Origin of the sequence: Chrysiogenes arsenatis DSM 11915, assembly GCF_000469585.1 — a bacterium.
Lineage (GTDB): Bacteria > Chrysiogenota > Chrysiogenetes > Chrysiogenales > Chrysiogenaceae > Chrysiogenes > Chrysiogenes arsenatis.
Genome location: NZ_KI273144.1, coordinates 324040 through 336138, shown reverse-complemented (window position 1 = coordinate 336138; position 12099 = coordinate 324040). Strand labels below are relative to the sequence as shown.

The 12099-nt window shown below is 52.3% G+C and carries 14 protein-coding genes; 8 read left to right on the top strand and 6 right to left on the bottom strand.

Features of this window, described 5'->3' with window-relative positions:
* Nucleotides 1-16: 16 nt before the first annotated feature.
* From P304_RS0112760 to P304_RS0112730, 7 genes are all read left to right on the top strand, one after another.
* The gene (locus tag P304_RS0112760) at nt 17-934 is read left to right on the top strand and encodes a hypothetical protein (RefSeq protein ID WP_027390855.1); all 918 of its coding nucleotides are present in this window, start codon (nt 17-19) and stop codon (nt 932-934) included.
* Nucleotide 935: 1 nt separating this feature from the next.
* Nucleotides 936-1286 carry a hypothetical protein gene (locus P304_RS0112755; RefSeq protein WP_027390854.1) on the top strand — a complete coding sequence of 117 codons (351 nt, stop codon included), beginning with the start codon at nt 936-938 and terminating at the stop codon, nt 1284-1286.
* A 15-nt stretch (nt 1287-1301) separates the two neighbouring features.
* Nucleotides 1302-2357 carry a formylglycine-generating enzyme family protein gene (locus tag P304_RS0112750; protein WP_027390853.1) on the top strand — a complete coding sequence of 352 codons (1056 nt, stop codon included), beginning with the start codon at nt 1302-1304 and terminating at the stop codon, nt 2355-2357.
* Between the two features lie 63 nt (nt 2358-2420).
* Complete coding sequence (avd, locus tag P304_RS0112745) at nt 2421-2801, top strand: diversity-generating retroelement protein Avd (protein ID WP_084417721.1); 381 nt, start codon at nt 2421-2423, stop codon at nt 2799-2801.
* A 15-nt stretch (nt 2802-2816) separates the two neighbouring features.
* Nucleotides 2817-3059, top strand: coding sequence for a hypothetical protein (locus P304_RS0112740; RefSeq protein WP_152514552.1), 243 nt, complete (start codon nt 2817-2819; stop codon nt 3057-3059).
* A gap of 47 nt (nt 3060-3106) precedes the next feature.
* Complete coding sequence (locus P304_RS15620) at nt 3107-4156, top strand: reverse transcriptase/maturase family protein (RefSeq protein ID WP_201766976.1); 1050 nt, start codon at nt 3107-3109, stop codon at nt 4154-4156.
* A gap of 17 nt (nt 4157-4173) precedes the next feature.
* The gene (locus P304_RS0112730) at nt 4174-4935 is read left to right on the top strand and encodes a DNA adenine methylase (RefSeq protein ID WP_027390850.1); all 762 of its coding nucleotides are present in this window, start codon (nt 4174-4176) and stop codon (nt 4933-4935) included.
* Nucleotides 4936-4975: 40 nt separating this feature from the next.
* Here P304_RS0112730 and P304_RS0112725 read toward each other — a convergent pair whose 3' ends face one another.
* From P304_RS0112725 to phnD, 3 genes are read right to left on the bottom strand one after another with little or no spacing between them, the layout of a single operon-like run.
* Nucleotides 4976-5188, bottom strand: a complete 213-nt coding sequence (locus tag P304_RS0112725; RefSeq protein WP_027390849.1) for a hypothetical protein — start codon at nt 5186-5188, stop codon at nt 4976-4978.
* A complete protein-coding gene (gene phnC, locus P304_RS15615) occupies nt 5188-6039 on the bottom strand; it encodes a phosphonate ABC transporter ATP-binding protein (protein WP_084417734.1) in 852 nt (283 codons plus the stop codon). Before phnC ends, P304_RS0112725 begins: the two co-directional genes overlap by 1 nt.
* Nucleotides 6040-6049: 10 nt before the next feature.
* Nucleotides 6050-7042: a phosphate/phosphite/phosphonate ABC transporter substrate-binding protein gene (phnD, locus tag P304_RS0112715; RefSeq protein WP_084417719.1), complete on the bottom strand. Its 993-nt coding sequence runs from the start codon at nt 7040-7042 to the stop codon at nt 6050-6052.
* A 215-nt stretch (nt 7043-7257) separates the two neighbouring features.
* Here phnD and P304_RS0112710 point away from each other — a divergent pair, with 215 nt between their 5' ends.
* Nucleotides 7258-8094, top strand: a complete 837-nt coding sequence (locus P304_RS0112710) for a KilA-N domain-containing protein (protein WP_027390847.1) — start codon at nt 7258-7260, stop codon at nt 8092-8094.
* 286 nt (nt 8095-8380) lie between these two features.
* On the opposite strand, the gene tsaD is transcribed toward P304_RS0112710, so the two are convergent.
* From tsaD to P304_RS0112695, 3 genes are read right to left on the bottom strand one after another with little or no spacing between them, the layout of a single operon-like run.
* Nucleotides 8381-9373 (bottom strand): tRNA (adenosine(37)-N6)-threonylcarbamoyltransferase complex transferase subunit TsaD, encoded by a 993-nt coding sequence (gene tsaD, locus P304_RS0112705; protein WP_027390846.1) that lies wholly within the window; start codon nt 9371-9373, stop codon nt 8381-8383.
* Nucleotides 9370-10377 (bottom strand): class 1 fructose-bisphosphatase, encoded by a 1008-nt coding sequence (gene fbp, locus P304_RS0112700; protein ID WP_027390845.1) that lies wholly within the window; start codon nt 10375-10377, stop codon nt 9370-9372. Before fbp ends, tsaD begins: the two co-directional genes overlap by 4 nt.
* 28 nt (nt 10378-10405) lie before the next feature.
* Nucleotides 10406-11635: a TraB/GumN family protein gene (locus P304_RS0112695; protein ID WP_236613359.1), complete on the bottom strand. Its 1230-nt coding sequence runs from the start codon at nt 11633-11635 to the stop codon at nt 10406-10408.
* Nucleotides 11636-12099 lie beyond the last annotated feature (464 nt).

The following is a 12099-nucleotide window of genomic DNA, read 5'->3' as shown; positions in this document are numbered from 1 at the left end:
TGATAGGAGGTGTGTAATGGCGTTACCGAAGTATCCGATCACGCCGATTCCGAATGATGAGCCGGATGCGGTGCCGTCGTTATGGAATACGCGCTATGTGGAGATTGATCAGAATTTTAATGCGCTCGATAGCCGCTTGGTGGCACGCGAGAGTGAATTAAATGCGGCACGGGCTCCGTTTGCGAATTTGAATGCCAGGCTGTCTGACATTGATAGTCGTGTAGGGACGAGTGAGCCGGAGTACCAAGAGGCGCTCCATTTTGAGGTGCGCCATCAAATGGAACTGGTAGCACTGGCACATGTGGAGATTGCGAAGTCGCGCCGGATGCGGCAGCAGCAGGGTGAAGTGGTGCTGCGCAATCGCGGTGTCAATTATGGTTTGACGGTCTCAAAGAGTGTGACGGCGACGCGCAATCTGCATTTGGCGGCGGGTCAGTTCTTTTTGAATGGCCGGATGTACAGTGTGAATGCACTGGAGAATGCGGCGAGCGTGCAGGCGAATGCGTCTGGTCAGACGATGACGTGTGTAGCGTATGTGCGGCTGTCGGGCAATGCGGTGTCGTTTCACTGTTCGCTCTTAGGGCAGGAGGCTCCTGATGATGGGGTAGCGCTCTACCGTCTAAGTGTTCCGGCGGGGAGTACTGAGGTGAATGATCAGTATTTGGCTAGCGTGACGCTGACGGATGTGCGGCGGGTGGAAGCCGATTGGCCGCAGGTGCAAGTGAATCCGCCACAGGTGACGGTAGCGCTGGGAGCGGCGTTACCAAATGCGGGGTATGTGCTGCGCTGTGATGTGGTGAGTGCTGTTGGTGGGGTGATTTCGCCAGACGCGGTGCTGGTGGATGCACGGGCGAATAATGGGTTTCGGTTTACTCTGGCGTCGCACGCTGATGATGTGGTGGTGCGTTGGTCAGTTATGAATTTGGAGGTGTAATATGGCGATGTTGCGTTTAATGGGAAATGGGCCGCACCATGATGTAATGGTTGCGGGTGCGCTGGTAACGGTGGGTGAGGTGACGATTGATGCGGCGGCGCTGCAGCGTGATGAGTCGGTGACGGTGGATGTGTTCGTATCGCCCACTGGTGGGTTTATGCTCGATGGCCCGGGAGCGTTTGCTGTGAATGTAGCGATTCCGCCGCGTCGTTACCATGAAGAGGCGGCGATGGATGAGTTTGGCGAAGGCGACGCTGATGGCGATGGTGAGCTGATGGGGTCTGGCACGGTGGTGCGTGAGCCGTTGCCACTGGATGTGGATACGGTTGTGGTCACGTTGTGGCCGAAATAATTTTGGAGGGATGATATGCCAACGATTTTTGTAAAAGATGATTTACGGGCTCAAGTAGAAGCGGCGTCGGGTGGTGCGATCACGGTATTATACACGGCTGCGGGGCATCCGAGTTATATGGCGGTGGTGCCGAAGTTCCGCATGGAAGATATCGACCCCTCCTTAGGGACGGGTGTCTGTCCGGCGTTTATTGTGAATGGCGTCGAAAAGTCAGAGTTATTCCTCGGTCTATACCCAGGGGTGGTGCGCGACGGCAATTTTCTATCGCTGCCGGGGGTGATTCCGACGGTGAGCCAGAATTTCGACTATTACCGCGCGCAAGCGGCAAACAATGGCCCGGGTTGGCATATGGTGACAAATGCTGAGTTTTCGGCGCTGGCGCTGTGGTGTTGGAAAAACGGCACAATGCCGCGTGGAAATACGAATTGGGGGCAGAGTTCTGACACGCCGTTCGAGGTTGGCCGCCGTGGCGACCGCGCGCTGCCGGGTACGGCGAGTGGTGACGGGAAAACGTTTACGGGTTCTGGGCCGCTAAGTTGGCGGCATAATGGATCGCCGTATGGTATTGCGGATTTGTGTGGCAATGTCTGGGAATGGTGCACAGGGATGCGGATTGTGGACGGTGAAATTCAAGTGTTGCCGGATAATGATGCCGCCGCTTCGGGTGCGGATGTGTCTGCTGGATCCGCCGCGTGGCGCGCGATCAATGGGGCAACGGGCGCGTTTGTGACTCCGGGTTCAGCCAATACGGTGAAGTACGCTACGTCAGGCACGGCGAATTACACGCTAGTGCGCACCAGCGGGCAATCGTTTGAGGGGATGACGAATCCGGGCACCACACCAGTGGCCGAGGCTGCCTTGCAGCAGTTGCGCCGCCTGGGATTATTCCCGATTGCCAGCAGTGGTCTGGGTGGTGATGGGTTTTGGGTCGATGCAACGGGTGAGCGGTTGCCGATCCGTGGTGGCGCCTGGTACTATGGTGCGCTTGCTGGCGTGTTTGCGCTTCACGTGTACTTTCCCCGGTCGCATGTCTACTCGGCTATCGGTTCCCGTCCCGCTTTTGTAATCTGAGTTCTGGTGCGTGTTATCTGTTGGGGTGGACGAGAGTCCACCCCTCGAAAATAAGGAGGGTGCATGTCTCGTCGAGGTGAAAGGGAGTTGCCAGCAGAGCCACCCGTGGCAAGTGAGCTTATGATTCGCCAGAAGTGCGAAGCAATGATATATGCGGCATATGGATTTTTGCGGCAGTTTCCAAAATATGAGCGGCATGTGCTGGGTGCGGAAATTAGAGAGTCGCTCTGTCAATTGTTGCGGTTGATTGTCACGTGCAATAAGCGCTATCACAAGAAAACCACGTTGCAGGATTTGGATGTGGAGCTGGAAGTGTTGCGCTCGCGGGTTCGGTTAGCACACGGTTTGGGTTACTTGGATATGCGCCGCTATGAATTGTGGTCGCGCATGAATGATGAGATTGGTCGCATGATTGGCGGCTGGGTGCGGTCGGTTCAGGGGTAGTGTGTTTTTTTGGGTATGAGTTATTTACGGATGCCGATCCGTGGTGGCAACTGGAACAATGGTGCGCTTGCTGGTGTGTTTGCGCTGAACGTGAACAACGCTCGTTCGAATGTCAACTCGAATATCGGTTCCCGTCCCGCTTCTGAGGATATGCCTGAAGTGCCTGGCTGTGTTTATGGCCTGGCAACCGTGCGCCTCTCAAAAGGACTTGTATCCACGGCCAAGTGCCGAAACAGTGTAATGGCGGTCTGTTCGTAGTTTTTTGGGCTGGTTCAGGCCGTTATTTTTTTAGGAGGGATGTTACTGTGTTGAGTACGTTGTTTACTACTATTGTTGATTTTGAGTCGCTACATAGTGCGTATTTGCGGGCACGCAGGGGGAAGCGAGATCGTTGTGAGGTAATGGAATTTGAGCGCGATTTGGAGGGGAATTTAATTGCGCTACAAAATGAGCTGATGTGGGATATGTATCGTGTGGGGAGATACCGTAATTTTATTGTCTATGAGCCAAAACAGCGCATGATAAGCGCTCTGCCGTTCCGTGATCGTGTGGTGCAGCACGCGCTGGTGGCTGCGATTGAGCCGTTTTGGCAGCGGCGGTTTATTTTTGATAGCTATGCGTGTCGACCGGAAAAAGGGACGCATCGAGGAGCGGATAGGGCACAGCGTTTTTTGCGCATTGTGCAGCGCAACCATGGCGCGGTCTATGTGCTGAAGGCGGACATTGCTCGCTATTTTCCGTCGGTGGATCATGGAGTCTTGAAGTGTTTACTGCGCAAGCGGGTAAGTTGCGAAAAGACACTGGAGTTGCTCGACGGGATTATTGATGCACCGGTAGAGGGAGAGGGTGTGGTTGTGCTGTGCGGTATTCCGATTGGTAATCTCACTAGCCAGTTGTTTGCGAATATTTACCTGCACGAGCTGGATTTATATGTAAAGCACACGCTGCGCGAACGCTATTATGTCCGCTATATGGATGATTTTTGTATTGTCCATTGGGATAAGAGCCATTTACACGAGCTGCGCCGGGTTATTGAGGGGTTTTTGTGGGATGTGCTCCGTTTGCGCACGAATGCGAAAACGCAGGTTTTTCCGGTTGGAGCCCATCGTGGGCGGGCGCTTGACTTTCTGGGCTATAAGATTTTTACGACGCATCGTCGGTTGCGTAACGATTCGATTGCTCGTATTAAGCGGACGTTGCGCAAGCTCAAGATTCAGTATGAGGCTGGCGAGGTTTGCATTGAACGAGTGCGCCAGTCGGTGCAGTCGTGGTTGGCACACTCCAGCCATGCAGATGCGCGCGGGCTTCAAAGGTATATTCTGGAGAGGTTTCCTTTTGTTCACTCACTAAAATAGCTGAGGAGGGTGGTGCTATGACTCGACCGATTATTCCGTGGATGGGCGGCAAGAAGAGATTAGCGAAAAAGATTATCCCGAACTTTCCAGAGCATGAGTGTTATGTGGAGCCATTTGCAGGCGGAGCAGCGATTTTCTTCTTAAAGCCACCATCAGCTGTTGAGGTAATCAATGATATTAACAGCGACCTGGTCAATTTATATCGGGTTGTTAGGCATCATTTAAACGAGTTTACTTTCCAGTTTCGTACTTCCTTGTGTAGCAGGGAGATGTTTGAGTGGCTCAAGGATACTCCCGTGCATACGCTGACTGATATTCAGCGGGCTGCGCGGTTTTTTTATCTTCAAAAACTTGGCTTTGGTGGAAAGCTAAATTCCACGTTCGGCACGGCAACTACTGCCCCGCCGAAGTTAAATCTTACGCGCATTGAGGAGGATTTGTCGGCAGCGCACCTGCGGTTACAGCGTGTATATGTCGAGCATCTGTCGTGGGATGCGTGTATTGCGAAGTATGATCGTCCACACACCTTTTTCTACTGCGATCCGCCGTATTGGCACACAGCAGGGTATGAGTGCGAGTTTGGATTTGAGCATTATATAAAAATGGCGGCAATGGCCAAGGCGATTGCAGGTAAGATGATAATATCGATTAACGACCACCCGGATATTCGTGAGCTTTTTAGTGGTATGCGATGCGAGGAGATGAGCATAAAATATACGGTAGGGGGTAGCAAGGAGGGAAGGAAGGAGAGTCGGGAGTTGTTGATTTATTCGTGGTAGTCAAATTCGCTTTGACGCTATCAAGACAGCGCCTGTGGGGTTATTTCGCAATTTCTACAGGCGCCAATTCGCGCGCGGCTTCTGAGGCGAGGAACGCCGCGCCGCGATCAAGCCCTTCATACACGCGCAGCCAATTGACTTCGATGCTGGCGGTGGCCAGCCAGAGGTAAGCGACCACGCCGAGAGAGAACGCATAGCGGAGCCACGGATTTGGGATGAGCGGTGGTGCTTTCCAGGTGCGCAGCGTTGTCATCAGGTCGTTGCCCCTTGCATCGCAAAGCGCGGCATGGTTCCGGTAAACCGAAAATTGGACTGCGGGGTGGAACATTCGTCGTCATCGTCACTGGTGGCTACCGCGGCGCTCCAGTCCTCTTCGCCGTAAATGCGGGTCAGCGCGTCGGGTGTCAGCTCTTCTGGCAAGCCGTCAAAGACAATTTCCCCCTGACGCAGCCCGACAATGCGCGCTGCAAACATTTGCGCCAGCGCCACATCGTGAATATTGATGACCGCCGCTAACCCTTTTTCGGCGCATAGTTCGCAGATCAAGCGCATAATCTGGCGCGATGTTTTTGGATCAAGGCTGGCGGTCGGTTCATCTACCAGCAGAATGTCGGGATCCTGAATCAGTGCTCGCGCGATGCCGACCCGCTGCCGCTGACCACCAGAAAGAGCATCGGCACGCTTATTGGCGAATTGATCAAGACCGACCCGCTCCAGCAAACGAAAGGCTGCATCGATATCGCTTTGCGGGTAGCGGCGCAGAAAACTGCGCCAGAATCCAACATAGCCGAGCCGTCCCGACAAGACGTTTTCCATAACACTGAGTCGTTCCACCAACGCGTATTCCTGAAAAATCATCCCCATGCGGCGGCGCTGCTGACGGAGCGCCGACAGGCTCAGGCGCGTCAGCTCGGTATCTCCCAGAAAAATCTGCCCGCCGGTGGGTTCAACCAAACGATTGACGCACCGGATCAGCGTACTTTTCCCCGCACCCGATGGGCCAATCAGCGCCATCACTTGGCCGCGTGGGAGCGAAAGGCTCACCCCGCGCAAGGCACGATCACCCGTAGGATAGCGTTTGGTAAGCTCTGTGAGGCGCAGCAGACAGTCCGTGTTACTGGCACTCATACTTGGTTTTCATCGCTTGGTCGATCGTGCGTACTACCGCCCAGTGCTCTTTGTAAGTTATGGGGATAAATTGCGCTTCGCCCGACTTGGAAAATTCCGCTTCTAACGTAGAGCCCGCCCATGGGAAGGAGAAGAAAGCCTCTTTCACTTTTTTGGCCAACTCAGGATGGAGGTTGTAGACATGACCGTAACCAGTGGTCGGGAAAGTTTGCGATTTGTAAATAGAAACGATTTGCTCAGCTTTCACCACATCGCGCGAAATCATCCGCTGCATAACCGAGTTCGCAACCGCCGCGGCATCGTAATCCTTGTTGGCGACTCCCAGTACCGAGTTGTCGTGCTTGCCGGAAAAGGCCGTTTTGAAGTCCACATCGGCTTTCATGCCAAATTCAGCTTCCAACAGCGCTGATGGAGCTTTAAATCCAGAGTTTGATGTTGGCGAGGTGAACGCCAATGTACGGCCACGCAGGTCAGCTGGTGTAGTGATACCGCTACCGGGATAGGTGATGATTTCCATTTCGTAGCCGAATGAGCCGTCTTTGGAAGCCATAATGGTGAAAGGGACAAAACCAACGCAGTTAACGGCAATCGGGTTAGAACCCGTATTGAACCCTGCAACGTGCAGACGACCGGCGCGCATCGCTTCGAGCTGGGCCGCGTTCGACTGTACGGGAAAGAATTGCACCTTTTTGCCGGTCACTTTTTCCATGTGTTTGATAAAGCCATCCCACACCTTGGCGTACACCGAAGGATCTTCGACTGGCGTGTAGGCAAAAATCAACGTCGCAGGATCAACCCACTCTTTGGGGTCGGTGGGAGCATCGGCTACCAAATCGCCATCATGATCGCAGAAGCGCTCGCTGAGCTGACCGCGCGGGCAGGATTGCGCCTGAGCGCTCTGACTGATCAGAAAAGTCAGGAGAAAAAGCAACGCAAGGAGCAAATGGTTGAACAAGAGCTTTGAACGATTCGTGCGCATAAGGAACCTCACAAAAGAGTATAGAAGCGGCGCAAGTGTAAGTCTTGTGCTTGCAGAGAATAATGAGGTTGCCGTAAGTTTTTCGTAAAAAAACCTATGCCATTATTTCGCCTGCGGCGGTAGAGGAGATTTTGCTTTTCAGTAACAATCTAACTCACTATAGTGGCAAAATCTTTACTGGTAGCGTGCATGTTGATGGCAGGCAAGGGGGGAGAATGACAAGGAGTAAGGAAATCACCGTGCTTACCGAGACGGTACGAGTTCGGCAAATACAACAGGATGATTATATCTCGCTGACCGATATTGCCAAATATAGAAACGCTGACGATCCCCGATTTATTATCCAAAATTGGATACGCACCCGCTTTACCGTGGAGTTTTTGGGAATATGGGAGCAACTGAACAACCCATATTTTAACCGTGTCGAATTCGAGGCGGTTAAAAATGAGGCAGGTAGCAACGCCTTTGTTATGACACCAACGAAGTGGAGTAGCCTCACCGGAGCCATTGGCATTGTCTCCAAATCAGGGCGCTATGGAGGCACCTATGCCCACAAAGATATTGCTTTTGAGTTTGCATCTTGGGTATCCGTCGAGTTTAAACTCTACCTGATCAAGGAGTTCCAGCGACTCAAAGAGCAAGAACTCCAGCAACTCGGCTGGGACATCCGCCGCAATCTGACCAAAATCAATTACCGCATCCACACCGACGCTATCAGAGCAAACCTGATCCCGTCTGAGCTGTCGCCTCAACAGATCAATTTCGTCTATGCCAGCGAAGCGGATCTGCTCAACATGGCCTTATTCGGCAGAACCGCAAAGCAGTGGCGAGACGAAAATCCAGACCATAAAGGCAATATTCGCGATGAAGCCAATGTTTCCCAGCTTGTCTGCTTGGCTAACCTTGAAACACTGAACGCCTACTTCATTCATCAGGGGCTCCCTCAGGCCGAGCGCCTGAAAGTTCTGAATCAGACCGCCATTCACCAGATGCAAATTCTGCTTACGGACAAAAAGGTGAAGCAGTTGGAAGGGAATGTTTTGGATGAATGATATTGACTTGAATGGTGGGATGCTGTTTTTTGAAGGATTCTAAGTAGACGGGATACTGGTCATCCTCCAATGCCGTGTAAACGTTGATAACATTGGCGGTACTTACCGATATAGTCGCTATTGTACACAGCAAGGCGGCTAAAAGCTTATTCATAATTTACCCCCGTGAAAAATTTCAAAGCACTTCAAGGGTAAACTTGGACATGTTGCGAACTTGTTATTCGGATGTGTAAGAAATGCAAAGTTTTGGAGTAACGATTCCTTATCACACGTAAGTGTGAGTTTCTTACCCCAACGCTTCGCTGGCGATTGCGTTCAAATCTAACGTGGGGGCGACATCGCCGCGTTGCCAGCGGTGCATACCAGCTACGCCGATCATCGCGGCATTGTCGGTGCAGTAGATGGGGCGGGGGAAATAGCACTGGATGCCCCAAGCACGGCAGGCTTCGGCAGCATCGTGACGTAGGCGTGAGTTGCAACTGACACCACCAGAAAACGCAACGTGCTGAACGCGCTGCTCACGGCACAGCTCCACGATGCGGTCAACGACCATGCCGACGGCGGTTGCCTGAAACGATGCGGCGATGTCTTCGTGCCGCGCGGTGGGGTTTTGGCGGATAGTGTTCAGGACGGCGGTTTTCAGGCCGCTGAAAGAGAAATCGCCCGGACTGGTTTTTATGCGTGGGCGTGGGAGGGGAAACAGCGGTTCGCCGTGTTGTGCAAGGCGGTCAATAATTGGGCCGCCAGGATAGCCAAGTCCCAGCATTTTCGATACTTTGTCGTAGGCTTCTCCCATGGCATCATCCAGTGTCCGCGCCAAAATGGTATAGTGACCAAAATCATCAACACGGTAAATGTTGCTGTGTCCGCCACTGAATACGCCGCAGAGGAAGGGATAGGGAATAGTGTGTTCGATGGTCGGGGCAAAGATATGCCCTTCGATGTGGTGCACTGGAATAAGTGGAATGGCTTGTCGCCATGCCAGCCCTTTGGCAAAGCTGAGGCCGACCAGCAAGCTGCCGATCAGTCCCGGGCGCTGCGTGACGGCAATGGCACCGACAGCCTCCAGCGTTGTGTCTGCCTGAGCCAACGCTTCGGCAACGACGCTGTCGATTATGCCGAAATGGAGGCGTGAGGCGATTTCCGGCACCACGCCTCCGTACAGTGTATGGGTTGCCGTTTGCGAGCGGACAATGTTGCTGCGCACGACGAAGTTCTGATCGACCACCGCTACGGAGGTATCGTCGCACGAGGTTTCAATGGCGAGAAGTAAACTCAACCGCCTGCTCCGAACACCTGCGCTTCGATGGCGTCGATATCTTTTTTGGCACCAAGGAATACTGGAACACGCTGATGCAAGCTTTTGGGTACAATATCGAGAATATCCCCGCCGCCCCAGATAGCGCGGCCACCTGCTTGTTCGACCACCATTGCCATGGGGTTCGCTTCATACAAAAGGCGCAGTTTCCCTTCGGTATTAACGGAATCTTGCGGGTAGGAAAAGAAGCCGCCGTAGTGGAGGGTGCGGTGGACGTCGGCTACCATGGAGCCGATGTAACGCCCAGAAAGGACTTTGCCGTGGATGTTGTTTTTGGTTTTCAGGCCGTCAACATAGCGCCGCAGAGGCTCGCTCCAGTTCAGTGCGTTCCCTTCATTAATGCTGTAGTATTTGGTGGTGTTTGGGATTTGGACGTTTTCGTTGGTTAAAATGAATTCACCGATTTGCGGATCAAGGGTGAACATATTGACGCCATGGCCGGTGGTAAAGACAAGCATTGTACTTGATCCGTACAGTACGTAACCGGCGGCAACTTGCTTGCGGCCACACTGCAGGAGATCATCGATCGTTCCGTCGCCCTGTTCTAGCGGGGTTACGCGGCGCATGACGGAAAAAATTGTCCCGATGCTGACGTTGACTTCGATGTTGCTGGAGCCGTCGAGCGGATCGAACAAAATAGAGTAGCGCCCTTTCGGGTGTTTTTGGCCAAGGAGCACCATTTCGTCATTTTCTTCGGATCCCATCACGCAGAATTTACCGATATGGTCGAGTGCGTTAATAAATATTTCATTGGCAATAACGTCCAGTTTTTTTTGCGAATCGCCTGAGCTGTTCGTGTCGCCAGCATAGCCCAATATGTCGGCGATACCAGCGCGGTTGACTTCCTGCGAAACAATTTTTGCTGCCAGTGCAATTTGATTGATAATTTCCGAGAAATCGCCCGTTGCATCTGGGAACTTCCGCTGCATTTCAAAATTAAAGCGACTAAGGTTGATTTTTGCCATGATGTTCCTTTCGAAAGAGTAGGTTTTATTATCCGAGTAAGCGTGCCATCAGGGGAATGCCGATAAAGGTTCCCAGCGAGCTGCCGATATTGGCGAAAACAACGACCAGCAGGAGTCGCGTAATGTCGTTGCGCCAAAAACCACGCACGGTGGTAATGTCGTCGGAGAGGCTGAGGAAGTCCGAAACTTTTGGTTTGCGCACCCATGCTTCCACAAGTCCAGCTACCCAACCAGCGGCAATCATGGGGTTTAAGCTGGTAATGGGTGCCGCAAAAAAAGCGGTCAAGATTGTGAGCGGATGCGCCAAGGTGAGTGCGGTAAACAGCGCAGCAAGGATACCGTTTGCCAACACCCAGATTTTAATCATTTCAAAACTGACTTCTGCCGAAGCCGAAAAAAAACCGTAGGCAATGAGGCAGATGACAAAAAGTGGGATGCCGTAGGCAACCATCTTCACGACGGGTGAAGGGGGAGGGAGTTTTTCCAACGTGTGCAGATCAACTCTCTCGACCTCACCACTGTAGAAAAGTTTTTCCATACCAGAGCAATGGCCTGCGCCCACGACCGCGACTATAATTTCACCGCCGCCAGTATCAATTTTTTTTGCAAGGTATTGATCCCGTTCGTCGATCAATGCCGCTTTAATCCGTGGATAATGGCGTGCAAATTCGTCCATCACTTCGGAGAGAATATCTTTATTGCGGAGTCGTTCTAATTCGTCCTCGCTCATTTGTTCCTGACTAAATAATCCACTGAGTAGCGATGGAATCAAGCGACACTTATCCCAAAAGGTGGCTTGCGACCATGCCCGCTTCAGCGTGAGCTGGATTTCGCGATCTGCCAGTACAATCCGCGCGCCACTCTTTTCGGCGGCTTCCACGGCGGCCAGCATTTCTTGTCCGGGGCGAACCCCCAAACCGGCACCGAGTCTTTTTTGGAATGAAGCCAACAGTAGATTGGCCAGTAAAACCATGCTTTTCTTTTCGCGAATAACTTTGACAATATCAGTTTCCTGCCATTGTTGTTCCTGCGTGAGTGAACGGTGTCGCGCGGCACAGAGTTCGACTGCCACAACATCCGGCTTTAGGGTGGTAATAGCGTGTTCAACAACGTCAACACTCCGCTGTGACACGTGAGCAGTGCCTATCAAAAAGACCTTACGTCCCTTCCACGGGATATAGCGGATATCAGGATACTCTTCGAGAAGCTGCTCTTCATCAGCAGTAAGAGGCGCAGTTGTACTCGCAGCAGGCGACACGGTAACTCCTTGGTTGGCAAAAAACCTGAAATGTATGGCGGTCATTATTCAACAACCAGCATTCAATGCCAACAGGTTTTTGCTTCATCGGCTATTTTATGCCGTTCAATAGGATACCATATTTTCTTTATTGTTCTGTAGGATTCCGTTCATGCATGTTCCCTAAATAGTTCAGGGTTGTTTGCGTAGGCAAAATTCCGCAATGCTACTGGTATTACCGATGGTGTAACGCGTTATTTTGCAAGTGATTTTTTCTCAATGCGCCATGGTGAACACCATCTGTGCAATTGTGAAAAATGCTCATGTAATGCTATTGGTAAGACCTTAAAAATATTCCGGTGTATTTCTTTCGCAACTCTGCGCTTGCTTTTCTGAATTTCCCTTTCTATATATCGAACGATTACTTTCTCTCTCCGCGCTGTTGCGCGCAGCACCCGCCACACGAAGCGCTCTGCTGGCACGTG